Origin of the sequence: uncultured Polaribacter sp. (assembly GCF_947503875.1) — a bacterium.
GTDB lineage: Bacteria > Bacteroidota > Bacteroidia > Flavobacteriales > Flavobacteriaceae > Polaribacter.
Genome location: NZ_CANNFH010000006.1, coordinates 30,471 through 56,126, shown reverse-complemented (window position 1 = coordinate 56,126; position 25,656 = coordinate 30,471). Strand labels below are relative to the sequence as shown.

The following is a 25,656-nucleotide window of genomic DNA, read 5'->3' as shown; positions in this document are numbered from 1 at the left end:
TATGTAAAACTAAACACCAAATTTAGTAAACTCTTTTAATTCATATTTTTTTTCAAAACAGTTAATTAATTTCAGTACAACACTTTAAAAAGAATTGTTTTTTTGTAAATTTAAAAAATTGCTTTCTAAAAAGTTAGTTATGAAAAAATCCTACTTGTATTATATATTTATTTCTTTTAGTATCCTACTGCAGAATAACGCGAAAGCGCAAATTAAAAAAGATACTATAGATATTGATAAAATTGCATACGCAGAAAAAATATACCTACAATTAAACAGTACAATTTTTACAAGTGATCAAAATATATGGTTTAAAGGAATTGTAACCAATATAAACCAAAAAAACACAATTTTAAGTAATGTATTGCACGTACAACTTATTAATTTTGATGAAAAAATTATAGCTTCTAAAATCCTAAAATTAGAAAACGGTATTGGAAATAATTTTTTTGATCTAAAAACCATAGAACCTTTGCTACCTGGTAAATACATGGTACGCGCGTACACCAAATGGAACAAAAATTTTAAAGAAAACTTTACAAACAAACAATACATTGATATTTACAAACCCACAAAAACAGCTTATGATAAAAAAGTAATTAGAAATGTTGTTATTTCAGAAAAAGCCAACAAACAATTAGAACTTTCCGCAAAAGTGTTTCCAAAAATTATAAACCCTAGATTTAAAGGAAAACTAAAAGTACTTTTAACTATTAATGGCAAAAAAGATTCGGTATTAATTAAAGAAGATAAAAACAAAGAATACACATTTAGCTACCCGCTTACTAATGGTGCTGTTAAAGCTAAAATTGATATTCAATTAGATTCAATTCGAGTTAAAAACAACAATTTTATCACCTTTAATTCACACAGTAAAACCATAGCCATTGATAAAAATTTTATCGATTTACAATTTTTTCCTGAAGGTGGCAAACTAGTGCATGGCCTAACAAGTAATATTGCTTTTAAAGCTTTAGATTATAAAAATGAAGGCCTTCCTGTTAAAGGAATCATTAAAGATGAAAATAATTTAATTGTTACTGAGTTTAAAAGCAATCTATTAGGAATGGGCTTTTATCAATTAAAACCTGATAAAAACAAAACTTATTATGCAGAAATTCTTAATAACAAAAGCACTACTTACAAATTTCAATTGCCTAAAATATATGAAAAAGGATATGTATTAACAGTAAATTCTAGTCAAGATTTTTTTAAGTTATTAGTTCGTTCTAACTTTTCTAAAACTGATAGTTTGTTTGTTAAAGTGCAAGCGAGAGGTATCACTTATTTCAACTCTAAAATGCAATTTATAAACGAAAAGGTAAAAATGGCTTTTAAGAAAAGTTTATTCCCAGAGGGAATTGTAACGTTTACCGTATTTAACAAAAATAACCAACCGATTTGTGAACGCTTGGTTTTTAATTTTAAAGAAAATAGCAATCGATTAAACGTTAATGCTAAAGCCGATAAAAAGGAATATAAACAACGAGACAAAGTTACTTTTGACCTTAATATTAAAGACGGCAAAAACACAAATACATCTTTTTTAGTATTAAACAAAAAACAGCTGGGTGAGATGCAATTGCAAAGGGGAAATATATTGTCTTACTTTTTACTAGAATCTGAATTAAAAGGAAAAATTGAGCAACCTAATTTTTATTTTGATAGCCAAAACAAACATCGTTTTTATGCAATGGATGCTTTACTACTAACCCAAGGTTGGCGAAATTATATCTTTAAACCAACAAAAGAAGACGTTTATTTTAAAAAACAACCTGAAAAAAACTTGCAAATTTCTGGGACTATTGAACAGTATAAAAAGCGTAAAAGAAAGCGTAAAAAACCAATAGAACTCACTTTAATGACTTTAGATAAAAAAAATCTTCAAGCTAATGTTACCACTATAGATAGTGTGGGTAGATTTATTTTTGATTTGCAAGATGTCTTTAAAGACGATTTAAAATATTTAATACAAACTAAAAACCATAAAGGAAGAAAGAAAGAATTGACCATTGCTATAGATAAACCCACTCCTTTAAAAATAAATTTTGAAAAACAAGAAAAGCTACAACTTGCAGATGAATTTAATATATATGTAAAAGAAAATAGAAAAAGGTTTGTTAAAGAAAATCCGTTTAGTGTAGATAAAAATGGTTTTGTTTTAGATGAAATTATTGTTAAAACAAGGATACTATCTCCTATTCAAAAGAAAATGACTGATGAACATGGAGAACCTGATGTTATTATTGAAAACGAAAAGTTAATAGAAAAAAATGAAAAATGGATGTCTGGGCTTTTTAGCTTACTTTTATTTAAGTTTCCTGATGACATAAGTATTATAGATATTCCATTACCACAGGTTATGGATGATGAGGTAAAAACAGTACCAGCTATTGGAACAGATTTAGGTTTTTCAATAGAAAATGGAGTAATTCTCTCTATAGTTGACTTTACATATGCGAGAAAACCAGTTCCCACAATTAATGGTGAAAGATTTAGATATGCTCATGTTGATGAGTCTTTATTTACGTTTGTAATTATAGATGGAAAACCAGTTCATATTGAAAATTATCCCATTCTAGAAAATATTCCAATTGAAGAAATTAAAAGTGTTGAAATTATTAAAAACCCTAAACTTCCTGCAATATATCTAAGTGATGTATTTGATCAAGTTCCGATAGCAACACCCAATTATTCATTTTTAAATATTTATACCTACCCTGGCAAAGGATTATTTGGAATTACAGAAACAAAAGGCATCTTTAAAAATACATTACCAAGTTTTTCAATTGAGAAAGAGTTTTATGCTCCAAAACACGAAAACGTAACCAAAAAAGACTGGGAAGTTCCAGATTTAAGATCCACCGTTTTTTGGCAACCCAATTTAAAAATAAACAAAAACGGAACTGCTAAAGTGGAGTTTTATGCCGATGATAATATTGGAGAAATGTTAGTTATCATAGAAAGTATTAATGAAGATGGAAAATTAGGCTATTATGAAACCTCTTATAAAGTAAATCAGAAACTAATCAATAACAATACTAAATAAAATCTTTATGAGCTTTTAAGTAATTTCAAAATTGATACTCTTTAAATAAATAATAAGAAAAAAACCTCAAAACAAATTTTCATTCGTTTTGAGGTTATTATCATAAACAATAAATTTCTTAATTATTTATTTCTACGTTTAAAGCTAGCATTAGCTCATCTTATATGTTTACTTATTCACTAACAACGATATGAAGAATATTTAAAATTTTCTGAAAACAAAAAAACCAAAACAATGATTTGTTTTGGTTTTAATTTTTTTTAAAAGTAGTAATTTTAATTTCTAGATACACTTAAATCATCTTTCCATAAAATTTCTGCTCCTCCTCCAACACATCTATAAGCTCCCATGCGAATTCTCATTTCTGTTGGTTCTGCTGATTGACCTGCTGTATTCTGAACTGAAATTTCAAATGTTTTTGCAACACCGTTAATATTCACTCTTACTCGCTGTCTTTTTGTACTACCACTATTATAAAATTCTGTTCTAATGTTAACATTAAAATCTCTATTACGTTTAACTGTTGTAATTTTTATAAGTCGTCTTCCAGAATTTGAAGACCCCCCTCTTTTTCTTACAAGTTCTGCATAAATAACAAACTCTTTTATTTTCCCGTTGCTATCTCTAATCACACTTCCAGTTCCATTATTGAATCTTTTAGGTTTTGCAATAAATAAAACAATTGCAGGATCTCTAGACTCATTTAGGTCAGTTCTTAAATTGGTATGCTTACCCTTTACTTGTGCAATGTAAGTTCCATTTTTATCTCTAAGATCGTTTGGAGCATAAGGTCCGTTAACCAAACCTGCGTTTAATATTCTTACTGTACCAGACAAATCAATATATTTACCATTAGCATAGTTTGTCTGTCTTGTAGAACGTTCCATTCTAACTTGCAATTTTCCTGGTTGGTTATTAGAAGCTCTCAACCTATAACCTCCCCAATTAAAGCTAGAACCGTATGAAGACTGTCTATAATCAAAAGAACAGCTTCTATCGTCAATCTGCGTACTTACAGCATCATTATAATCCGTACCTGATATGGCATCTATAAGCTTAAATTCATTGGGGTCACAAGTACCTTTTGCTGCATACTCATCTTCTAAAGCTACTTCTTTCCCAGAAGACAGTTCTTCATTTAATAATTCATCTTCTTGCTGACAAGAATAAAAAGTTCCAAGAGACAATACAATTCCTAACACCCCTACTTTAATGTTAAAATTTTTCATATTTTAGTTAATTTAGTATATATTTTTAAACAAAAATAGAAATGACATTATGTTATGATGTCCTGTACTGTCCTGTTATGGTTTAATAATACTCTTAAATTACTAATAAAACCATAATAAAAACACTAGAATAAAGAGTTTTTATTAAAAACAAAATAAACTAAAAAATTTAAAGTTTTTTTAACATTTTAAAATTTTAATAAAAAAAGCCTCGTTTTCACGAGGCTTTTTTTACAATAAGGTTATGTATTTTAGAGCTGTCTAGCCTAAAACTTCACTTACTTTATCTGCTGCTTCTTGAAATTCTGTAGCAGAAATAATTTCCATTCCAGAATTGTCTATTAGCTGTTTTGCTTCTACTGCGTTTGTACCTTGTAATCTACATATAATTGGCACTGTAATTTTGTCTCCCATATTCTTATAAGCATCTACAACACCTTGTGCAACCCTGTCACAACGCACAATACCACCAAAAATGTTTACTAAAATTGCTTTTACAGCTGGATCTTTTAATATAATACCAAACGCAGTTTCAACTCTTGCTGCATCTGCTGTACCACCAACATCTAAAAAGTTTGCTGGTTCACCTCCAGATTCTTTAATTAAATCCATAGTCCCCATAGCTAAACCTGCTCCGTTTACCATACACCCCACATTACCATCTAAATCTACATAATTTAAACCTGCAGCTTTCGCTTCAACTTCAATTGGGTTTTCTTCTCTTAAATCGCGCATTGCTGCGTAATCTTTGTGTCTATATAACGCATTTTCATCTAAAGAAACTTTGGCATCTACCGCCATAATTTTAGAGTCAGATGTTTTTAATACTGGGTTAATTTCAAACATAGAAGAGTCTGAACCTATATATGCTTTATATAAATTAGTAACAAATTTTGTCATTTCTTTAAAAGCAACACCAGATAGACCTAAATTAAAAGCTACCTTACGCGCTTGAAAAGGCATTAATCCTAATAAAGGATCTACTTCTTCTGTAAAAATTAAATGTGGCGTTTCTTCTGCAACAGTTTCAATATCCATTCCACCTTCAGTAGAATACATAATCATGTTTTTACCAGTTGCTCTGTTTAATAAAACAGACATATAATATTCATCTGGCTCTTCATCTCCTGGATAGTAAACATCTTCTGCTATTAAGACTTGATTTACCAACTTTCCTTCTGCTGAAGTTTGTGGGGTAATCAACATCATACCTAAAATATCATTAGAAATACTTTTTACTTCATCTAAGTTTTTAGCTAGTTTAACTCCACCACCTTTACCACGGCCACCTGCATGCACCTGAGCTTTTATAACATGCCAACCTGTACCAGTATCTTCTGTTAATTTTTTTGCTGCTGCAACCGCTTCTTCTGGCGTATTTGCTACAATTCCTCTTTGAATTCTAACTCCAAAGCTATTTAATATTTCTTTTCCTTGATATTCGTGTAAATTCATCCTTTTAATATTTAAAACGAAGGCAAAAATACAAATTCAGATATAATATTCTGTAATCTCACTCATAAAAAAACTTAAAAATAAAACGAAATGTATTCTTTATGAATTCTTTAACATTAACAAGCACTTACTACTCTCAAAACAACAATTCTTAAAATTTTTTCCTAATTATTTTGCGTTCCAACAAACATTTTTATCAAGTCACAAAATTAAAGTAACGATACTTGTAAGTTTTACAGAAATTTATAGACCAATACATAAAATATATTTTTAATATTATTTTTTTGAATTATTTTAAGTTTTTGAGTTTAGAAATCAGAAGTACTACTATGTAATTCTGATTTCTTTTTTATAATTTCGTTACAAATTAAAAAGCATGATAATTTGTAAAAATATACACAAATATTACGGTGAAGTTGAAGTTTTAAAAGGCGTTGATTTAGATATAAAAAAAGGAGAAGTTGTAGCTATAGTTGGCCCTTCTGGAGCAGGTAAAACAACATTATTACAAATTTTAGGAACGTTAGACAAACCTTTAAAAGAAAATGACTTTGAACTTGCTTTAAATAATATTTCACTGAAAAACCTCTCTGATAAAGAAATTTCTGCTTTTAGAAATAAACACATTGGTTTTATTTTTCAATTTCATCAGTTATTGCCTGAATTTACCGCTTTAGAAAACGTTTGTATACCTGCATATATTGCTAAAAAAACGAAATTAGAGACAGAAAAAAGTGCTAAAGAAATCTTAGCATTTTTAGGATTATCACATAGAATAAACCATAAACCAAATGAACTTTCTGGTGGCGAGCAGCAACGTGTAGCTGTTGCTAGAGCATTAATTAATAATCCATCTGTGATTCTAGCTGATGAGCCTAGTGGAAATTTAGATAGTAAATCTGCTAAAAATTTACATGAATTATTTTTTAAATTAAGAGACCAATTTGGGCAAACATTTGTCTTAGTTACTCATAATGAAGAGTTGGCAACAATGGCAGATCGCAAATTAACAATGATTGATGGTAAAATAGCTTCATCTTAAAAAAAGGCTATGAAACAAACACTAAATACACTTTTAGGTTACATAAAAAACCCTGTTTTAGAAAAAGATACGAACCAAAACATTAATTACAGGTTAAACATATTTTTTCATCTACTTCTACTCAGTTTAATAACAGGTATTGTAATTTCGCCTTTATTTGCTTTACTAGAAATGCTAAATCTTATAGATTTAGATACCCATAAAATACAAGAAATGTTTACTGATATGAGTAACCTAAAAATATTTTTATTTGTGGTAGTTTTAGCGCCTTTAATAGAAGAAACCATTTTTAGAGCACCACTTACACTATTTAAAAATAAAATTGCATTTAAAAATGCATTTTACATATTTGCTATAATGTTTGGTTTTGTGCATATTTCTAATTTTGAAATAACCACAAATGTTATCCTATTATCACCTTTATTGGTATTACCACAAGCACTACTTGGTCTTTATTTAGGTTTTATAAGAGTGCGTTTTGGCTTAATTTGGGCCATGTTATTGCATGCAGCTTACAATGGAATTTTAATTTCTGTTAGTTTTTTAGAATAATTACAAATGAAAAAAGCCGATTTAAAGATATTCTTAGATGAGAAAGTAGCGTTGTATAATAAACCCAACTTTATAGAGTCAGATCCCATTCAAATTCCGCATTTGTTTACCAAAAAAGAAGATATAGAAATTGCCGCCTTTTTAACGGCCATTATTTCTTGGGGAAACCGCACAATGATTATTAGAAACGCCAATAAAATGATGGAGTTGTTAGAACAATCTCCTCATGATTTTATAATAAATCATACCAATAAAGACCTAAAAAGTTTTGAGAATTTTGTGCATAGAACATTTAATTTTATCGATTTTCAGCAATTTGTAAAATCATTAAAACACATTTACATACATCACGATGGTCTAGAAAGTGCTTTATCTATAAAAGACACCACCACCACTTACCAAACTGCTATTCATAATTTTAAGCAAATCTTTTTTGAAGTCCCTCATGAACAGAGAACACAAAAGCACATTTCTGATCCTTTAAAAAATTCTGCAGCAAAACGCATTAACATGTTTTTAAGGTGGATGGTTAGAAATGATAAAACTGGCGTAGATTTTGGAGTTTGGAAAACACACAACCCTGCACATTTGTCTTGTCCTTTAGATGTACATTCTGGAAATGTAGCAAGAAAACTAAAACTACTAACAAGAAAACAAAACGATTGGAAAGCGGTTGCTGAATTAGATAAAAACTTACGAAAATTAGATAAATTAGATCCCGTAAAATATGATTTTGCGCTTTTTGGTTTAGGCGTTTTCGAAAATTTTTAATTAGAAGTTAACAACAGACTACTAATTAAGTTAATTGTAATAATTTAGACTTTTTTAAAAGGTAAAATGTAGCATATTAGATATACTTTTTAAGGTATTTAAAATAATGAAAAACAAATTTAAAAAACAAGTAATTACACAAATTTTACAATCAATATCTCTAAGACAAAAAACATAAAAAAATAAAGTGGAATGCAATTTAAAAATCCAGAAATTTTATATTTTTTAAGCTTACTAATTACACCAATTTTAGTACATCTTTTTCAGTTACAAAAATTTATAAAAGTACCATTTACAAATGTTGCTTTTTTAAAAAAATTAGAGCAACATACCCGTAAAAGTTCTCAAATAAAAAAGTGGCTTATTTTGGCTACCAGATTGCTTTTATTTAGTGCTATTATTTTAGCATTTGCTCAACCTTATTTTGGGAACAAAAAAGCAGAAGAAAAGCAACATAATTTTATTTATTTAGACAACTCTTTAAGCACAAATACTAAAGGAGAAAAAGGAGACTTATTAAAAATAGCAGCACAAGAAATTATAGAAAATACGCAAAAAGAAATCTCTTACTCTTTATTAACAAATACAAATTTCTATAAAAATATTACTAAAGATGAATTAAAAAATACACTACTAAATATAGAAAATACAACCAAAACATTAAACCTAAACACCGTTTTCTTAAAAATAAAGCAAGAAGAAAAAAATAAAACCAAAACTTTAAATAAAAATATATTAATATCTGATTTTCAGGGACTTTACACAGATAAGTTTACAGATGTAACACCTAGTTTTAAAGCAATTCAATTAACACCTACTGTTAAAAATAATATTTCTATTGATAGTGTTTTTGTAAGCGATGCGAATAACACCAATTTTGTTGTAAACACTATAATTAAAAACCAAGGTAGCAAAATAGATAATGTACCACTTGCCCTTTTTAACAAAGAAAAACTACTAAGTAAACAGTCTTTCTTTATTGACAAAGATGAACAAAAAACAATAAAATTTACTATACAAAACGAACCTGAATTCCTAGGAAAATTAGAAGTAAATTTTAGCGATACTTTCAGCTTTGATAATCGTTATTTTTTTACCATTAATAACCAAACAAAAACCAACATTTTAGCCATAGGAGAAAACCTAGATTACCTCGCAAAAATTTACACAAAAAACGAGTTTAATTTAACTAAAGTATCGCTATTAAATCTAAATTATAGTAGCATAGAAAAACAACAATTAATAGTTTTAAACGAGCTAAAAAACATCCCTGAAATACTAGCTAAAAGCTTACAGCAATTTCACAAAAATGGAGGCAATATTATTCTAATTCCTAATGAAGAAATCTCACTAAATTCTTACAATAATTTTCTAAAAAAATGCAACTTAAATGCATTACAAAACAAGACATCTATCCCATTAAAAATCACAAAAATTAATTACAACCATCCTGTTTTTGATAAGGTTTTTTCTAAGCAGGTAAATAACTTTCAATACCCAAACCTTAAAAGCCACTACCCTATTTCTGGTAAAACGATTGCTTTGGTAAGTCTAGAAAATAACACTGCATTTATTAGCGAACTAAAAAACAACTTTTACTATGTTACAGGTGCTCTTAATAAGAAAAATAGTAATTTTTTAAACTCTCCTTTAATTGTACCCATCTTTTACAATTTGGGTAAAATGAGTTTTAAATATCCAAAAATAGCATACAGACTACAAAAGGAAAATAATATCGAAATTGATACAAAAATAGGGAAAGATGAAATTTTAACTTTATCAGGTACAAAAGAAAAGTTTATTCCGTTACAGAAAACCTATCAAAATAAAGTAGCTATAATAACAAAAGAGCAACCATTAACTGCCGGGTTTTATAGTGTTTTAAAAGAAGATTTTACCCTACAAAACTTAGCTTTTAACAATCCTAAAGAAGAGAGTTTGTTAAAGTATATAGACTTAAAAACACTGCAAGAACAAAACAAGAGTATAGAAATCTCATCTTCTATTGCAAATGTTTTTAAAAAAATAACTAAAAATAATGAAGTTCAATGGCTTTGGAAATGGTTTTTAGGCTTAGCAGTTGTATCTTTGTTATTAGAAATTTTTATCTTAAAATTCTTTAAATCATGATTACGCTTATTAAATCGGCAACGATTATAGATTCCTCAAGCACTTACCATCAGCAGAAAAAAGATATTTTAATAGAAAATGGTTCTATTAAAAAAATAGCAGATTCCATAACATCAAAAGAAAATTATCAAATAGTAGAAAAAGAAAATTTACATGTTTCTTGTGGTTGGTTTGATGCTAGTGTATCTTTTGGAGAACCTGGTTTTGAGGAACGCGAAACTATTGATAATGGCTTAAAAGTAGCCGCTAAAAGCGGATTTACTGCAATTGCAATAAATGCAAATACCAACCCAGTAATAGACAATAAATCTAGCGTAGAATTTTTAATACATAAGGCAGCCAATAACGCTACCTCTTTACACCCAATTGCAGCGTTAACTGCAGGCAGTAAAGGCGAAGAAATGGCAGAACTGTATGATATGCAGCAATCTGGAGCCATTGCGTTTGCAGATTATAACAAACCAATTGCTAATGACAATCTAATGAAAATTGCATTATTGTATGCACAGAATTTTAATGGATTAGTTTTAAGTTTTCCTAAAAACAATGCAATTGCAGGAGAAGGTATTGCAAACGAAGGCATAAATAGCACAAAGTTGGGCTTAAAGGGAATTCCTGCTTTAGCAGAACATATACAAATTGCTAGAGACTTGTATTTATTAGAATATACTGGTGGTAAATTACACATACCTACCATTACTACAGCAAAATCTGTTGACCTAATTAAAGAGGCTAAAAAGAAAAAATTAAATATTACCTGTAGTGTTGCTGTACATCATTTAACACTGTCAGATATAGAGCTGCATGGTTTTGATAGTAATTTTAAAACCAACCCACCTTTAAGAACAACTAAAGATGTTGATGCATTGCAAAAAGCGGTAAAATCTGGTGTTATAGACGTGATTACCTCCGACCATAACCCTATAGACATAGAACATAAAAAGGTAGAATTTAGCCAGGCAAAAGACGGTGTTATTGGTTTAGAAAGTGCATTTGGAGCCTTAAACACAGTATTTAACTTAGAGGATTATATAGAAAACATTACCAACAAACCAAGGGCTATTTTTGGCTTAAGTGAAGTTAAAATTAAGGAAGGAAATCCTGCAGAACTTTCGTTCTTTAATCCGTTTGAAAATTATGTTTTTAAGAAAGACAATATACTTTCAACTTCAAAAAACAGTCCTTTTATCAACAAAAAAGTAAAAGGTAAAGTGTATGGTGTTTTTGCGAATAATCAGTTAATTTTAAACGAATAACAAGGATGATAAACCAAACGTTTAAAGAGGGTAAAACACTTGGTACAGTAAGTTATATAACAATAATTGGCTTACTCTATGCATTTTTCACAAACAGACAAAACAACAATTATTTTGCTAGCTTTCATATTAGACAAAGTTTAGGTTTACATATTTTATATTTTGCTAATAAATGGATCGTTTTCGCATATTTTGGAACTACTGCTGGTAATATTGGTAAAATTGGAGTTTTGGTTCTTTTTGTTTTAGGTATAATTAGTGCCGTACAAGAAGAGTTAAAATTGGTACCATTATTTGGAGAAAAATTTCAAGAATGGTTTAAAAATATTTAAATAGAGTTTACAGAAATGAGTTTACATTATATAGTTAGAGAACCTAAAATAGCTGCTAAAAAGAAACCTTTACTTATTTTACTACACGGTTATGGAAGTAATGAGCAAGACCTATTTTCTTTTGCAAAAGAATTACCAGAAGAATTAACAATTGTAAGCGCACAAGCGCCTTTACCTATGAGCTTTAGCGCATATGCTTGGTACTCTATTAATTTTGATGATATAAATGGTAAGTTCTCAGATTTAAAAGAAGCAAAAGAATCTATAGATAAAATTGCTATTTTTATTGATGAAATAAAATTGAAATATCAAACAGAGCAAATATTCTTGCTAGGGTTTAGTCAAGGTGCAATTTTAAGCTATTCTTTAAGTTTTTACTATCCAAACAAAATAAATCATGTAATTGCCTTAAGTGGTTATATTAATAAAGAGTTATTACCAGCAGAAATTTCTAAAGAAATTAATACAGATTATTACTGCAGTCATGGTTCTGTAGACCAAGTTTTGCCAGTAGAGTGGGCAAGAAACTCAAAACCATTTTTAGATAATTTAGGTTTTAAAAATGAATATTCTGAGTACAATGCTGGCCATGGTGTTGCACCACAAAACTTTTTTAGCTTTAAAAAGTGGATTGAAGAGCGTTTGTAAATTAATTGGGTGATGTTACAACCTTAATTTTTATTACCTACACTTTTAAATTTTCTGCAAATAGCAAATTCTGTAGTTATAAATAAGTATAGAACAGCAATAAAAACTAAAATTAATTGGTGCTTTGTGCTGAAATAGTATTGTGTATCTACAAAAAAGTTAATTAAAACAACTAACCATAAAAATAAACCAATCTGTAAGCTTTTTGTTGATGAATACTCCTGAGCAAATACCCAATGCTCATTAGATTTCATTGAACTAGGTGTTCTATAACCAAAAAGAAAACTACGTTCTTTTGGTGCAAATATTTTTAAGATGACACCTACAAAAACAAAAATTCCTCCAACAATTAAAGGGAAATAATAAATATTTAGATTCTCCATAACGTTAAATCAAGCTCCTTAAGGATTATAATTCTAAGATAAGTTAATTTTCTGTATACTTTTAAAAGTTTGAAACTAAAAATATGCCACTCACAATCTGTAAAGTTTAAAAATTGAATTATGAAAATTCTACTAAAATTTAAACTACTCAAAATACATTTACTTTAAACTTTTATTACATTTCTTTATTTTTAAGATTTGATTTAATTTATTAATCGTAATATTGCAATATAGTAATTGATAAAATTATGGGTCTTACAAAAACAGAAAAATTTACAGACTTGCAGAACCAAATTGCAGATTTTGCAAAAGTCTTTGGGCATCCTGCAAGAGTTGCCATTTTAGAACATCTTTTTCAATTGAATAGCTGCGTTTGTGGAGACTTAGTAAAAGAAATTGGTTTAGCACAACCAACAATATCCCAACATTTAAAAGAATTAAAAAAGTTAAATTTAATTAAAGGAAACATAAGTGGTACAAGTGTTTGTTATTGCATTAATTCAGAAAAATGGACGAGCATGAAAACAGTTATGGAGCAATTTTTAAATCAAGATTTAAAAAACCTGAATTGCTGTTAATACCAAACGTACCTTTTAATTACCTCACTAAAAATAGCATAAAATGAAATTATCTGAAGTAAAACAAACATTAAAAACATTAAAAACTATTGCTTTTCAATTGCCTAATGGAGAATTGGTTCCTAGCCATTTTCACGTAACTGAAGTTGGTAAAATAACTAAAAATTTTATTGATTGTGGTGGGGTTATGCGCAAAGAAGAAGTTGCCAATTTTCAATTATGGAACGCTAACGACTACAATCATAGATTACACCCAGAAAAGTTAATGAGCATTATAGAACTTTCTGAGAAAATTCTAAAAATAGAAGATCTAGAAATTGAAGTAGAATACCAAGCAGAGACTATTGGTAAATTTGGGTTAGATTTTAAAAACGATACTTTTTTATTAACTTCTAAACAAACTGCTTGTTTAGCAGAAGATGCATGTGGCATTCCTCAAAAAAAACCTAGAATTAGAATTTCAAATTTAACGCAGGCAAATGCTTGCGACCCAAATAGTAATTGCTGCTAAATAAGTTATGAAAAAAAAATTAAGTTTTTTAGACAAAAACCTAACGTTATGGATTTTTATAGCCATGATTTTAGGTGTAGGCTTTGGATACTTTTTTCCCAAATTACCAGATTTTGTAAACTCTTTTAATAAAGGTACTACAAATGTTCCTATTGCCATAGGTTTAATTTTAATGATGTATCCGCCTTTGGCGAAAGTAAACTATGCACTTTTACCTAAAATATTTAAAGACCTGAAAATATTATCTATCTCTCTAATTTTAAATTGGATTATTGGACCCGTTTTAATGTTTTTATTAGCCATTATTTTTCTGCAAGATTACCCAGAATATATGGTAGGGCTTATTTTAATTGGTTTGGCAAGATGTATTGCTATGGTTTTAGTTTGGAATGATTTAGCAGAAGGTAGCAGTGAATATGGTGCAGGTTTAGTTGCACTTAATAGTATTTTTCAAGTATTTGCCTACTCTTTTTATGCTTGGTTATTTATAACCATTTTACCACCATACTTTGGTTTTGAAGGAGCAATTATAGATATTTCTATACAAACAATTGCAGAAAGTGTTGCTATTTATTTAGGTATACCTTTTGTTTTAGGTATTTTTAGTAGATTAATTTTAGTAAAATTAAAAGGAGAACAGTGGTATACAGAAAAATTTATTCCCACAATTTCTCCGTTAACTTTAATTGCGCTACTTTTTACAATTCTAATAATGTTTTCTTTAAAAGGAGAGCTTATTGTGGCTATTCCTTTAGATGTATTAATTATTGCAGTACCATTACTAATTTACTTTACAATAATGTTTGTAATAGGTTTCTTTTTTACAAAAGCAACTGGCGCAACTTATAATAAAACTGCAGCTGTAGCTTTTACTGCTGCTGGTAACAACTTTGAACTTGCCATTGCAGTAGCTATTGCCGTTTTTGGTTTAAATTCTGGACAAGCTTTTACAGGCGTAATAGGACCATTAGTAGAAGTGCCTGCACTAATTTTATTAGTTAAAGTTTCCTTTTGGCTAAAAAAGAAATATTTTAAAACAACAAATTAAAATATAAATCGCCTTAAAAGTAATTTCATCTTATTGTTTTATCTTATCTGTATAAATTTAAAAACGTATTCAAATTTAATTGAATACGTTTTTTAATTTCATTGCATTTCTATCAAAAATTAGCAATACTTCATACTTTTAAGTCAGCCAATTCTGTTTGCTAAAACTATTGTTTCTATTTAAGAAACTAAAGCTTCAGCAATTTTTTTATACGTACCATTTTCTAATTTTGCTCTAATTGCAGAAAAGGCAGCAATTGTTTCGTCTATATCTTCTTGCGTATGCGTTGCTGTAGGTATTAATCTTAAAATTATTAATCCTTTAGGTATTACAGGATATACTACAATTGAACAAAAAATTCCGTGATTTTCGCGTAAATCATTCACCATTGCCATTGCCTCTGGTATATCTCCTTTTAAGAAAACAGGAGTAATACACGTTTGTGTTGTTCCTAAATCGAAACCTGCAGCACGCAAACCAGATTGTAAAGCATTGGTGTTTTCCCAAAGTTTTTCTTTTAATTCTGGCATTGTACGTATCATATCTAAACGTTTTAATGCGCCTTTAACCATTGCCATTGGTAATGATTTTGCAAACATTTGCGAACGTAAATTATACTGTAAAAACTGAATTACATCTTTATTTCCTGCTAAAAAAGCACCAATACCCGCCATAGATTTTGCAAAAGTTGCAAAATATACATCAATGTCATCTTGTACACCTTGCTCAAAACCAGTACCTCTTCCTCCTTCTCCTAAAGTTCCAAAACCATGTGCATCATCTACTAACAATCTAAAGTTGTATTCTTCTTTAAAAGCTACAATTTCTTTTAAACGCCCTTGTTCTCCTCGCATTCCAAAAACACCTTCAGAAATCACTAAGATTCCTCCTCCTGTTTTCTCTGCCATTCTTTTGGCACGTTTAATGTTTTTCTCAAAACTTTCCATATCGTTATGCTTATAAACAAAGCGTTTACCTGCATGTAAACGAACACCGTCTATTATACAAGCATGCGTATCTATATCATACACAATAACATCGTTTTTAGTAACCAAAGCGTCTATTGCAGACATAATACCTTGATAACCAAAGTTTAATAAATATGCTTTTTCTTTATCTACAAATGCAGCACATTCTTCCTCTAATTGTTCGTGCAATGGTGTGTGGCCAGACATCATTCTTGCACCCATTGGGTAAGCCATACCATGCTCTAAAGCTGCCTCTCCATCTATTTTTAAAACCTCTGGATGATTTGCCAGTCCTAAATAGTCATTTATACTCCAAGTAACTACTTTTTTACCATTAAAAGACATTCTGTTAGAAATAGGTCCTTCTAATTTTGGGAATACGTAGTAGCCTTCTGCTTGGTCTGCCCATTTCCCTAGTGGCCCCTTGTCTTTTATGATTCTGTCAAATAAATCTGTTGTCATTATTCTGTTTTTTTTGAGGAAGCAAATTTAAAAAAATTTAATCGCTTTCGCAATTTAGAGATGTTAGTTGGTGGTATTACTATTTAGTCTAAAAACCCTTGCTCTTGCATCCAAGAATCATTGTAAATTTTGTTTAAATACCTAGAGCCATGATCGGGAAAAATAAGTACCACAAAGCTATCTTCTGTAAAATAATTTTTAGCTGCGTATTGCTTAGTAGCCTGCATAACTGCACCACAAGTATAGCCAGGAAAAATACCTTCTGTTTTTATAATTTCTCTTGCTGTAAATGCAGCTGCTTTATCTGCCACTTTTTCATAAACATCAATTACATCAAAATCTGTTGCTGTAGGTATTAAAGCCTTACCCAAACCCTCTATTTTATAAGGTTTTATTTCGTTAGTATCTAATTCTCCTGTTTCGTGATATTTCTTTAAAACAGATCCAACAGCATCTACGCCTAAAATTTTAATAGCAGGATTTTGTTCTTTTAAATATTTCCCTGTACCAGAAATGGTCCCTCCTGTTCCGCTTGCGGCTATTAAATGGGTTATTTTACCCTGAGTTTGTTTCCAAATTTCTGGCCCTGTAGTTCTATAATGCGCTTCTATATTTAGCTCATTAAAATATTGATTGATATAAACGGAATTTTCTGTTTTTTTATGAATGGTTTTAGCTACTTCGTAATAAGATCTAGAATCATCTGAAGGGACATTAGCAGGACAAACATGCACCTCTGCTCCCATTGTTTTTAATAAATCTATTTTGTCTTGTGAAGCTTTGTCTGAAACTGCTAAAATACATTTGTAACCTTTTACAATACTAGTCATTGCTAAAGAAAAGCCTGTGTTACCTGAGGTTGTTTCTACAATAGTTGCTCCTTTTTTTAGAATACCTTTTTTTTCTGCATCATTAATTATATGTAAAGCAATTCTGTCTTTAGAAGAGTGGCCAGGATTAAAGGATTCTAATTTTGCATAGTACTTTCCTTTTAAATTTTGTGTTATTTTTTGAAGTTTTACAATTGGTGTGTCTCCAACCAATTCCAGTAAACTATTGTGTATATTCGGATTACTTGTCATTCTACAATTTCATAAAAAACCTTTAAGTTATTACTATAAGGTTTATCTTTTCCTACTACAAAAATACATTTTCAGTTTGAATAATAAAATTGAATTTAATGCTTTATGAAACCTTAGTCTAATTTATTTTCTAAAGCTAAAAAGAATGTATAGTCTTTTGCTGTTTCTTTTAAAGCATCAAAACGTCCAGATGCTCCTCCATGCCCTGCTTCCATATTAGTTCTAAGCATTAAAAGATTGGTATCTGTTTTTAATTCTCTTAATTTCGCTACCCATTTTGCAGGCTCCCAATATTGCACCTGGCTATCGTGATAACCTGTGGTAACTAGCATATTTGGGTAAGCTTTTGCTTCCACTTGATCATAAGGAGAATATGATTTTATATACTCATAATAGGTCTTATCATTAGGATTTCCCCATTCGTCATATTCACCTGTGGTTAAAGGAATAGAATCATCTATCATTGTAGAAATAACGTCTACAAATGGAACTGCTGCTATAATACCATTGTATAATTCAGCATTCATATTTGCAATTGCACCCATTAACAAACCTCCTGCAGAACCTCCCATTGCATACAAATGTGCATCAGATGTATAATTATTTGCTATTAAATATTTAGAACAATCTACAAAATCGTTAAATGTATTTTTTTTGTGTAGCATTTTACCATCTTCGTACCAATCTCTTCCTAAATACTCACTTCCCCTAATATGTGCAATAGCATACACAAAACCTCTATCTAATAAACTTAATCTGGTAGTAGAAAATCCGTCTGAAATAGTATAACCATAAGAACCATAAGCATATTGTAATAAAGGTGTATGTTTATTTAATGCAGTATTTTTATGATAAACTAAAGATATAGCTACTTTTTTGCCGTCTCTTGCTGTTGCCCAAACACGCTCACTTTTATAGTTTTCTTTATTGAATTTACCTCCTAAAACTTCTTGCTCTTTTTTAATCTCTTTAGATTTATCTGCCATGTTAAAATCTATAATAGAGCTTGGCGTTGTAAAAGAATTATACCTATATCTAATAATATCTGTATCAAATTCTGGATTATTATAAACACCAACAGCGTAGGTTTCTTCATTAAAAGGCAAATAATAATCCTCTTTATTATCCCAACGTTTTATGCGTATTTTATTTAAACCATTCGCACGTTCTTCTAAAACCAAATACTCTTTAAATATAGAAAAATCTTCTAAAAGCGTATCTTCTCTATGAGGAATAACATCTACCCAATTCTCTTTTGTTGTGGCAGATACTGGAGTTTTCATCAACTTAAAATTGGTAGCATTGTCTTTATTAGTTAATAAATAAAAATGGTCTTTAAAGTGAGAAACACTATACTCTAAATCTCTTTGCCTTGGCTGCAACATTTGCAAATTACCTGTTGGGTTATTCGCATCTAAAAATTGCGCCTCTGTAGAAACTGTGCTATGAGAACCTATTATAATGTATTTATCTGATTTTGATTTGGTAACATAAGTTCCAAACGTTTCATCTTTTTCGTGATAAACAAGAACATCTTCAGCAGTTGGTGTGCCTAAAACATGTCTAAATATTTTTACACTTCTTAAAGTAACTGGGTCTTTTTTGGTGTAAAAAATGGTTTTATTATCATTTGCCCAAACAGAACCACCACTTGTATTTTCTATAATATCTTTATAAATTTCACCTGTTTCTAAGTTCTTAATCCTTAAAAAATATTGTCTTCTACTTACTGTATCTGTTGCAAAAACGGCTAATTTATTATCTGGAGAAATGTTTAAACCACCTAGTTGAAAATAATCAAAACCCTTTGCCATTTCGTTTACGTTAAACAAAACTTCTTCCTGGGCTTGTAAATTTTCTTTTTTACGGGTATAGATTGGGTATTGCATCCCTTTTTGATAGCTTGTAATATAGAAATAGCCATTATCTTTATAAGGTACAGAAGAATCATCTTCTTTAATTCTACCTTTCATTTCTTCAAATAATTTTTCTTCGAAATTTTTGGTATATTGTGTTACCTCTTCATAATAAGTATTTTCTTGCTCTAAATAATTAATTACTTTTTGTGTTTGTGCATCTTTTACCTCGCCCAACTTTTGTTGGTCACTTAAACGCATCCAAAAATAATTGTCTGTTCTAATATCTCCGTGTTTTTCTAATTCTATAGGTTGTTTTTCTGCAACTGGTATTTTTGCATCTGTACTTTTCATATTCTTATTTTTACAAGCGATTGCAAAAATAAGGCTTAAAAACCATGTTTTTAGAAATATTTTATTCATTTTTTTAGAATCTATTTTATTAAATTTGTTTACTTAAATTAATAGAAAAAATATAAGATTATGTTTGGAGATATTTCTGGAATGATGGGTAAATTAAAAGATGCCCAACAAAAAGTAGAAGTAACTAAAAAAAGACTAGATACTGTTTTAGTAGATGAAAATTCTACAGACAATAAAATTAAAGTTACTTTAACGGCAAACAGGCAAATTAAAACGATAAGCATAGACGAATCGTTACTTAATGATGCTGAAGAATTAGAAGATTATCTTATTTTAACCTTAAACAAGGCCATTAATAAAGCAACACAAATTAATGAAAATGAAATGGCAATTGCTGCAAAAGCAGGAATGCCAAACATACCTGGTATGGATATGTTTAAATAACCAATAGCTTATTTAATAGTATCTTAACAAAAATACCTCTTGTAAAAGAGGTATTTTTGTTTTGGACCACAAATCAACCTAAAAATGAATACAGAAAAGAAGAAAAAAAGTTCGTCAAAAAAAATAATAAAATGGTTATTAGTTGCCATATTTTTATTGGTTATTGGCTTAGTATCTATTCCGTTTTTATTTAAAGATAAAATTGTGGCTATGATAAAAAGTACAGCTAACAACAATATAAATGCAACGCTTAGCTTTAAAGAAACAGACTTAAGTTTATTTAGAGATTTCCCCAACGCAAGTTTAAGAATAAACGATATAGCTATAATTAATAAAGCACCATTTTTAGGAGATACTTTATTCTTTTCTGAAAAGTTAGATATTAACCTAGAAATTACCGAACTGTTTAAAAATGAAACAGAAACTTTAAGTATTAAAGATATTGTAGCAGAAAACAGTATTGTTAACATCTTATTTAATAAAGACAATTTAGGTAATTATGATATTGCAAAAACAACAGAAGTTACCAAAACACAAAATACAGAAAGTGCTTTAGCTTTAAATATAGAATCTTACAGTGCAAGCAATTTAAAATTCACTTATTTTGATGTAAATTCTAAAATTAAGCTTGTAGCAGATAGCATTTACCATACTGGTAAAGGAAATTTTGCTAATGCTATTTTAGATTTAGATACCAAAAGTGCTGCTAATATTTCATTTTATATGGAAAACAGTAATTATTTAAAAGAAGTTCCTGTAAAATTAGATGCTATTTTAGGCTTAGATATAGAAAATTCTAAATTTACCTTTAAAGAAAACACGGGTTATATAAATGAATTACCATTGCAATTTGATGGATTTATGCAATTATTGGAAAATGCCCAATTGTATGACATAAATTTTAAAACCCCAAATTCCTCTTTTAAAAATGTTTTGGCCTTACTACCTAAAAAATATGCAGGTAACTTAGCATCTATTACTACTTCTGGTAATTTCAATTTAAATGGTATTGTAAAAGGCACACTTTCTGAAACAAAAATACCTAACTTAAATATTACATTAAGTTCTAAAAATGCTAGGTTTAAATATGCAGATTTACCTAAAGCTGTAACTAATATAAATATTGATGCATCTATTATTAACAAAACTGGGTTTCCTAAAGACACCTATATTAATTTAAATAATTCTTCTTTTAAAATAGATGAAGATGTGTTTAACGCAAACGGAAGTATTGCTAATTTTACTACAAACGCATTAATTAAACTAAAAGCTAAAGGCATAATAAACCTAAAAAACATAAGCAAAGTTTACCCTGTTGCATTAGAAAAAGAATTGCAAGGAATACTTAAAGCAGATGTTATTACTAATTTTGATATGAATTCTATTGAAAAAGAAAACTATCAAAACATAAAAAACGAAGGACAGATTTCTTTATCAAATTTTAAATACGAAGGAGATGATGTTGCAAATCCTTTTTTTATAGACAACACAACAGTAACATTTAATACAAATACTATTAAATTAGAAGATTTTAAAGCAAAAACAGGAAGCTCTGATGTTGATTTAAAAGGAAAACTAGATAATTTTTACGGTTTTTTATTCAAAGACAAAAAATTGCAAGGTAGTTTCAACTTAAATTCTAACAATATTAAAGTTGATGACTTTATGTCTAACACCAAAGAAACTAAGGATAACGAACCAACAAGCGCATTAAAAATCCCTGAATTTTTAGACATTACAATAAATGCAAAAGCAAATAACGTTTTATATGATAATATTAAATTGGCTAATGTAAATGGCGCATTATTGATAAAAGAAGAGACCATAAGTTTAAAAAATGTAAACACAGATGCATTTAGTGGTAACATTGGTTTTAGTGGTAAGGTAAATACTAAAGGAGAAAAGTCTAAATTTAACATGAATTTAGACCTGAATAAATTAAGTATTAATAAAGCTTTTGGCAATTTAGAAATGTTAAAAGCTATAGCTCCTATTGCTAAAATTATAGAAGGTAAAATAAATACTAAATTAAATGTGCAAGGCTTTTTAAAAGATGATTTAACACCAGATTTGCAAAGTATTTCTGGAGATCTAATTGGTACACTTTTAAATCCAAAATTAAACTCAAATAAATCTAAAGTTTTAAATGCTGTTGGTTCTAAGATAGATTTTTTAGATATGAATAAACTAAATTTAAAAGATTTAAAAGCATTGCTTACGTTTAAAAATGGGCAAGTAAATGTTGCTCCATTAGCTATAAAGTATAAAGATATTGGTATGAATATAGATGGCACACATGGCTTTGATAATAATATGAATTATAATATTACTTTTGATGTACCTGTGCAATATTTAGGAAATTCAGTTACCTCTATATTGGCTAAATTAAACGCAAAAGACGCCAGTGAAATTAAGAGCATTCCTATAAACGCAACTTTAACAGGTAGCTTTTCTAGCCCTAATTTTAATACTAATATTAAACAAGCAACCACAAGTTTAGTAAAACAGCTTGTAGCAAAACAAAAAGCTAGCTTAGTTGATAAAGGTAAAAATAAGCTTTTTAACATTTTAGGTAGTAAAAAAGAAAATGAAAAAGATTCTATTAAAGGCAAAGAGACTGTAAAAGAAGCGGCAAAAGAAAAGGTAAAAAATGTTTTAAATGGTCTTTTTAGTAAGAAGAAAAAAGATACGGTAAACTAGATATATGAAAAACACCTATCAAATTTTAGGAATGACATGCCAAAACTGTAAAAATACAGTTCTTAAATATTTAGAAAGTGTACCTGATGTTAAAGAGGTAACTATAAATCTAGAAGAAAAAGAAGCAACAGTTTTTAGTAACAAAAAAATTGAAATAAAAGAATTTCAAAACATATTATCAGAGAAATATAACATAACTTTTAAGAAAGAAAAAGCTATTTTTTCTAGTGGCAAAGATGAATTAAATAAACCTTCTAAACTAAAGCAATTAAAACCTCTTTTTCTTATTTTATTCTACATTACAGTGTCTTGTGTATTATTAAATTATAAAAGTTGGAACACAAAAGAAGTAATGTTAGATTTTATGGGTTTATTTTTTGTTGTTTTTAGTTTCTTTAAAATGTTAGACTTAAAAGGTTTTGTTACTTCTTTTAAAATGTATGACCCTTTAGCTAAAAAGGCACATATTTATGGTAAAATTTATCCGTTTTTAGAAACAATTTTAGGGCTATTTTTTTTAATGCGCTTTCAAGTTGATGTTGCAATTATAACCACTATACTAATTTTAGGAATTACAACTATTGGAGTAACCAAAACACTCTTAAAAAAAAGAGAAATTCAATGTGCTTGTTTAGGCACAGCTTTAAAACTTCCAATGACCCAGGCTACATTAATAGAGAACACCATTATGATTTTTATGGCCTTTGCTATGCTCCTTTTTTAGAAATAAAAATTAAGCAAAAAAGGCAGCGCCTGCAATACCTAAAACAAAAAATAAAAGGTAAATAGAAATAATAATAATTGTAAATACACCAACAAACTTGTAGTGTGATTTTAATTTTTCTAAGGCTAATGCCAAATCCTCATCACCTTTAGATTGCAATGCTTTTCTCATTTTTACAGAAAACTGATATAAATATAATATTGGAAAAAAGTAAATAACTGCAAAAATTAAATAAGTAACTGTCATAACTGGCCCTATATCAAAAGGCATTTGCTCCATATTAGGAAGGTTATTAAAAATAACTCCAGCAAAAAAACTAAAAATCACCATTAATCCTACAAAAATAAACCCCATAATAGATAGAAAATAGGTCCATTTTGCAGTTTCTTTTAAAAAGCTTTTAGATGCTGAGTTTAATGTTAATTCCTCTAATTCTGTTATTGCATTTTTCATTATTTATTTTTTAGTGAGTTAATTCCTAGTGTAATCAAAAGTAAATATTTTTTTTTAACAAAAAACCACAAATTCATAAATAGAACTTGTGGCTTATATTATTAAATAAAATTAAAATTATTAAAAATCTGTGATTGTTTTTTTAATTATTGCAATACAATCTCTAAGCTGAGCCTCTGTAATTATAAGAGGTGGCGCAAACCTAATAATATTACCGTGTGTTGGTTTTGCTAATAAACCATTATCTCTTAACTTTATACAAATATCCCAAGCTGTAGCACTATCTTCTGTATCATTTATTAAAATTGCATTTAACAAACCTTTACCCCTAACAGATTTTACTAAGGCATTTGTTTTACAAAACACAGCAATTTCTTTTCTAAAAATTTCACCCAATTTATCTGCATTAATCGCTAAATTCTCTTCAGCTACTACCTCTAAAGCAGCCATAGCAACAGCAGCAGCTACAGGATTGCCTCCAAAAGTAGACCCATGATTTCCTGGTCTAATTACATTCATTATTTGGTTATTTGCTAATACTGCAGACACTGGGTATGCACCTCCAGAAAGGGCTTTTCCAAGAATTAAAATATCTGGTTTTACTTCTGGCGTACCAGAACAGTTTTTATCTTTACAAGAACAATTACCACAAGTTGCCAATAAACGACCTGTTCTTGCAATTCCCGTTTGTACTTCATCTGCAATAAACAACACATTATGTTTTTCGCACAATGCTTTAGCAGCAGAAAGATACCCTTTAGAAGGTACATAAACTCCTGCTTCACCTTGTATTGGTTCTACCAAAAACGCAGCAATGTTTGAGTTGTTTTCGAGTGCTTTTTGTAACTCCTTTAAATTATCATATTCTATCTTAATAAACCCCTGAGTATAAGGACCAAAATTTTTGCGAGCTACAGGATCGTTAGAGAAAGAGATAATTGTGGTTGTTCTGCCATGAAAGTTGTTTTCACAAACTATAATTTCTGCTTTATTTTCATCTATTCCCTTAACTTCATAAGCCCACTTTCTTGCAATTTTTAAGGCGGTTTCTACAGCTTCTGCACCAGTATTCATTGGTAGTAACTTATCAAAACCAAAATATTCAGATGCAAATTTCTCGTACTTTCCTAACATATCGTTATAAAATGCACGAGATGTTAATGTTAATGTTTGCGTCTGCTTTATCATTGCAGCTACAATTTTTGGATGACAATGCCCTTGGTTTACAGCAGAATATGCTGATAGAAAATCATAATATTTTTTTCCTTCAACATCCCAAACATGTACTCCTTCTCCTCTACTTAAAACTACTGGTAATGGATGATAGTTGTGTGCACCATATTTGTTCTCTAAATCTATCGCCTTTTGCGAACTTAAATTATCTAAAACAGTCATTTTATTATTTTTAAATGTTTAAACTAAAACATTCCTGTTCTACCTTTATCTTTCTAGAAAGTACTAGAAATTCAGCGTGGGAAAGAAATCATCCTCGAAGTTGTACAAAAATAATATTTTTTAAGGATATTAATGATATCTCTGAATAAAATATATGGTGTTGTAGTGCGTTTTAAATTTTAGAAATATTCAATAATACGCATAAACTCATTAGTGGTTTGATTA

22 protein-coding genes are annotated in these 25,656 nt (G+C 29.1%); 14 read left to right on the top strand and 8 right to left on the bottom strand.

Annotated elements, in window-relative coordinates; translation table 11 throughout:
• The first annotated feature begins 139 nt into the window (after positions 1-139).
• The gene (locus Q0684_RS10920; protein WP_299016532.1) at positions 140-3,049 is read left to right on the top strand and encodes a hypothetical protein; all 2,910 of its coding nucleotides are present in this window, start codon (positions 140-142) and stop codon (positions 3,047-3,049) included.
• Between the two features lie 275 nt (positions 3,050-3,324).
• Here the strand turns inward: Q0684_RS10920 and Q0684_RS10915 are convergent, their stop codons facing one another.
• Together Q0684_RS10915 and sucC are read right to left on the bottom strand one after the other, a co-directional pair.
• Positions 3,325-4,278 carry a hypothetical protein gene (locus Q0684_RS10915; RefSeq protein WP_299016530.1) on the bottom strand — a complete coding sequence of 318 codons (954 nt, stop codon included), beginning with the start codon at positions 4,276-4,278 and terminating at the stop codon, positions 3,325-3,327.
• 261 nt (positions 4,279-4,539) lie between these two features.
• A complete protein-coding gene (sucC, locus tag Q0684_RS10910) occupies positions 4,540-5,733 on the bottom strand; it encodes an ADP-forming succinate--CoA ligase subunit beta (protein WP_299016528.1) in 1,194 nt (397 codons plus the stop codon).
• 376 nt (positions 5,734-6,109) lie between these two features.
• Here sucC and Q0684_RS10905 point away from each other — a divergent pair, with 376 nt between their 5' ends.
• From Q0684_RS10905 to Q0684_RS10875, 7 genes are all read left to right on the top strand, one after another.
• The gene (locus Q0684_RS10905) at positions 6,110-6,775 is read left to right on the top strand and encodes an ABC transporter ATP-binding protein (RefSeq protein WP_299016526.1); all 666 of its coding nucleotides are present in this window, start codon (positions 6,110-6,112) and stop codon (positions 6,773-6,775) included.
• A gap of 9 nt (positions 6,776-6,784) precedes the next feature.
• Entirely contained in the window at positions 6,785-7,327 is a 543-nt protein-coding gene (locus Q0684_RS10900) for a CPBP family intramembrane glutamic endopeptidase (RefSeq protein ID WP_299016524.1), read from the top strand.
• A gap of 6 nt (positions 7,328-7,333) precedes the next feature.
• A complete protein-coding gene (locus Q0684_RS10895; RefSeq protein WP_299016522.1) occupies positions 7,334-8,098 on the top strand; it encodes a TIGR02757 family protein in 765 nt (254 codons plus the stop codon).
• 192 nt (positions 8,099-8,290) lie between these two features.
• Entirely contained in the window at positions 8,291-10,228 is a 1,938-nt protein-coding gene (locus tag Q0684_RS10890; RefSeq protein ID WP_299016520.1) for a BatA domain-containing protein, read from the top strand.
• On the top strand, positions 10,225-11,484 hold the full coding sequence (locus tag Q0684_RS10885) for a dihydroorotase (protein WP_299016518.1): 1,260 nt from the start codon (positions 10,225-10,227) through the stop codon (positions 11,482-11,484). The genes Q0684_RS10890 and Q0684_RS10885 overlap by 4 nt, the downstream gene beginning before the upstream one ends.
• 5 nt (positions 11,485-11,489) lie before the next feature.
• Complete coding sequence (locus Q0684_RS10880) at positions 11,490-11,816, top strand: hypothetical protein (RefSeq protein WP_299016516.1); 327 nt, start codon at positions 11,490-11,492, stop codon at positions 11,814-11,816.
• 15 nt (positions 11,817-11,831) lie between these two features.
• Complete coding sequence (locus Q0684_RS10875; RefSeq protein WP_299016514.1) at positions 11,832-12,464, top strand: phospholipase; 633 nt, start codon at positions 11,832-11,834, stop codon at positions 12,462-12,464.
• A gap of 23 nt (positions 12,465-12,487) precedes the next feature.
• Here Q0684_RS10875 and Q0684_RS10870 read toward each other — a convergent pair whose 3' ends face one another.
• The gene (locus Q0684_RS10870) at positions 12,488-12,847 is read right to left on the bottom strand and encodes an SdpI family protein (protein ID WP_299016512.1); all 360 of its coding nucleotides are present in this window, start codon (positions 12,845-12,847) and stop codon (positions 12,488-12,490) included.
• Between the two features lie 248 nt (positions 12,848-13,095).
• Between Q0684_RS10870 and Q0684_RS10865 the strand changes: the two genes are divergently transcribed.
• From Q0684_RS10865 to arsB, 3 genes are read left to right on the top strand one after another with little or no spacing between them, the layout of a single operon-like run.
• Positions 13,096-13,425, top strand: a complete 330-nt coding sequence (locus tag Q0684_RS10865) for a metalloregulator ArsR/SmtB family transcription factor (RefSeq protein ID WP_299016510.1) — start codon at positions 13,096-13,098, stop codon at positions 13,423-13,425.
• A 43-nt stretch (positions 13,426-13,468) separates the two neighbouring features.
• Positions 13,469-13,936: a DUF6428 family protein gene (locus Q0684_RS10860; RefSeq protein ID WP_299016508.1), complete on the top strand. Its 468-nt coding sequence runs from the start codon at positions 13,469-13,471 to the stop codon at positions 13,934-13,936.
• 7 nt (positions 13,937-13,943) lie between these two features.
• Positions 13,944-14,984 carry an ACR3 family arsenite efflux transporter gene (arsB, locus tag Q0684_RS10855; protein ID WP_299016506.1) on the top strand — a complete coding sequence of 347 codons (1,041 nt, stop codon included), beginning with the start codon at positions 13,944-13,946 and terminating at the stop codon, positions 14,982-14,984.
• Positions 14,985-15,163: 179 nt separating this feature from the next.
• Here the strand turns inward: arsB and Q0684_RS10850 are convergent, their stop codons facing one another.
• The 3 genes from Q0684_RS10850 to Q0684_RS10840 all read right to left on the bottom strand — a co-directional run bounded on the left by Q0684_RS10850 (position 15,164) and on the right by Q0684_RS10840 (position 19,706).
• Positions 15,164-16,414, bottom strand: coding sequence for an aminotransferase class I/II-fold pyridoxal phosphate-dependent enzyme (locus Q0684_RS10850; protein ID WP_299016504.1), 1,251 nt, complete (start codon positions 16,412-16,414; stop codon positions 15,164-15,166).
• An 83-nt stretch (positions 16,415-16,497) separates the two neighbouring features.
• Positions 16,498-17,496, bottom strand: coding sequence for a pyridoxal-phosphate dependent enzyme (locus Q0684_RS10845; RefSeq protein WP_299016501.1), 999 nt, complete (start codon positions 17,494-17,496; stop codon positions 16,498-16,500).
• Between the two features lie 113 nt (positions 17,497-17,609).
• Positions 17,610-19,706: a S9 family peptidase gene (locus tag Q0684_RS10840; protein ID WP_299016499.1), complete on the bottom strand. Its 2,097-nt coding sequence runs from the start codon at positions 19,704-19,706 to the stop codon at positions 17,610-17,612.
• Positions 19,707-19,835: 129 nt separating this feature from the next.
• On the opposite strand from Q0684_RS10840, the gene Q0684_RS10835 reads away from it, so the two are divergent.
• The 3 genes from Q0684_RS10835 (at position 19,836) to Q0684_RS10825 (ending at position 23,583) form a co-directional block, all read left to right on the top strand.
• Positions 19,836-20,159: a YbaB/EbfC family nucleoid-associated protein gene (locus tag Q0684_RS10835; protein ID WP_299016497.1), complete on the top strand. Its 324-nt coding sequence runs from the start codon at positions 19,836-19,838 to the stop codon at positions 20,157-20,159.
• Between the two features lie 84 nt (positions 20,160-20,243).
• Complete coding sequence (locus Q0684_RS10830; RefSeq protein WP_299016495.1) at positions 20,244-22,859, top strand: AsmA-like C-terminal region-containing protein; 2,616 nt, start codon at positions 20,244-20,246, stop codon at positions 22,857-22,859.
• Between the two features lie 4 nt (positions 22,860-22,863).
• Entirely contained in the window at positions 22,864-23,583 is a 720-nt protein-coding gene (locus tag Q0684_RS10825) for a MauE/DoxX family redox-associated membrane protein (protein ID WP_299016492.1), read from the top strand.
• A gap of 9 nt (positions 23,584-23,592) precedes the next feature.
• Here Q0684_RS10825 and Q0684_RS10820 read toward each other — a convergent pair whose 3' ends face one another.
• On the bottom strand, positions 23,593-24,036 hold the full coding sequence (locus tag Q0684_RS10820; RefSeq protein ID WP_299016490.1) for a DUF5362 family protein: 444 nt from the start codon (positions 24,034-24,036) through the stop codon (positions 23,593-23,595).
• Between the two features lie 120 nt (positions 24,037-24,156).
• Complete coding sequence (rocD, locus tag Q0684_RS10815) at positions 24,157-25,431, bottom strand: ornithine--oxo-acid transaminase (protein WP_299016488.1); 1,275 nt, start codon at positions 25,429-25,431, stop codon at positions 24,157-24,159.
• Positions 25,432-25,656 lie beyond the last annotated feature (225 nt).

What these genes read in the sequence shown, in the direction of transcription:
- Q0684_RS10875 (WP_299016514.1), top strand. Translation starts at nt 11,832, where the DNA reads ATGAGTTTACATTATATAGTTAGAGAACCTAAAATAGCTGCTAAAAAG.
- arsB (WP_299016506.1), top strand. Translation starts at nt 13,944, where the DNA reads ATGAAAAAAAAATTAAGTTTTTTAGACAAAAACCTAACGTTATGGATT.
- Q0684_RS10885 (WP_299016518.1), top strand. Translation starts at nt 10,225, where the DNA reads ATGATTACGCTTATTAAATCGGCAACGATTATAGATTCCTCAAGCACT.
- Q0684_RS10900 (WP_299016524.1), top strand. Translation starts at nt 6,785, where the DNA reads ATGAAACAAACACTAAATACACTTTTAGGTTACATAAAAAACCCTGTT.
- Q0684_RS10865 (WP_299016510.1), top strand. Translation starts at nt 13,096, where the DNA reads ATGGGTCTTACAAAAACAGAAAAATTTACAGACTTGCAGAACCAAATT.
- rocD (WP_299016488.1), bottom strand. Translation starts at nt 25,431, where the DNA reads ATGACTGTTTTAGATAATTTAAGTTCGCAAAAGGCGATAGATTTAGAG.
- Q0684_RS10820 (WP_299016490.1), bottom strand. Translation starts at nt 24,036, where the DNA reads ATGAAAAATGCAATAACAGAATTAGAGGAATTAACATTAAACTCAGCA.
- Q0684_RS10920 (WP_299016532.1), top strand. Translation starts at nt 140, where the DNA reads ATGAAAAAATCCTACTTGTATTATATATTTATTTCTTTTAGTATCCTA.
- Q0684_RS10830 (WP_299016495.1), top strand. Translation starts at nt 20,244, where the DNA reads ATGAATACAGAAAAGAAGAAAAAAAGTTCGTCAAAAAAAATAATAAAA.
- Q0684_RS10845 (WP_299016501.1), bottom strand. Translation starts at nt 17,496, where the DNA reads ATGACAAGTAATCCGAATATACACAATAGTTTACTGGAATTGGTTGGA.
- Q0684_RS10860 (WP_299016508.1), top strand. Translation starts at nt 13,469, where the DNA reads ATGAAATTATCTGAAGTAAAACAAACATTAAAAACATTAAAAACTATT.
- Q0684_RS10895 (WP_299016522.1), top strand. Translation starts at nt 7,334, where the DNA reads ATGAAAAAAGCCGATTTAAAGATATTCTTAGATGAGAAAGTAGCGTTG.
- Q0684_RS10905 (WP_299016526.1), top strand. Translation starts at nt 6,110, where the DNA reads ATGATAATTTGTAAAAATATACACAAATATTACGGTGAAGTTGAAGTT.
- Q0684_RS10825 (WP_299016492.1), top strand. Translation starts at nt 22,864, where the DNA reads ATGAAAAACACCTATCAAATTTTAGGAATGACATGCCAAAACTGTAAA.
- sucC (WP_299016528.1), bottom strand. Translation starts at nt 5,733, where the DNA reads ATGAATTTACACGAATATCAAGGAAAAGAAATATTAAATAGCTTTGGA.
- Q0684_RS10840 (WP_299016499.1), bottom strand. Translation starts at nt 19,706, where the DNA reads ATGAAAAGTACAGATGCAAAAATACCAGTTGCAGAAAAACAACCTATA.
- Q0684_RS10890 (WP_299016520.1), top strand. Translation starts at nt 8,291, where the DNA reads ATGCAATTTAAAAATCCAGAAATTTTATATTTTTTAAGCTTACTAATT.
- Q0684_RS10870 (WP_299016512.1), bottom strand. Translation starts at nt 12,847, where the DNA reads ATGGAGAATCTAAATATTTATTATTTCCCTTTAATTGTTGGAGGAATT.
- Q0684_RS10915 (WP_299016530.1), bottom strand. Translation starts at nt 4,278, where the DNA reads ATGAAAAATTTTAACATTAAAGTAGGGGTGTTAGGAATTGTATTGTCT.
- Q0684_RS10880 (WP_299016516.1), top strand. Translation starts at nt 11,490, where the DNA reads ATGATAAACCAAACGTTTAAAGAGGGTAAAACACTTGGTACAGTAAGT.
- Q0684_RS10850 (WP_299016504.1), bottom strand. Translation starts at nt 16,414, where the DNA reads ATGACAACAGATTTATTTGACAGAATCATAAAAGACAAGGGGCCACTA.
- Q0684_RS10835 (WP_299016497.1), top strand. Translation starts at nt 19,836, where the DNA reads ATGTTTGGAGATATTTCTGGAATGATGGGTAAATTAAAAGATGCCCAA.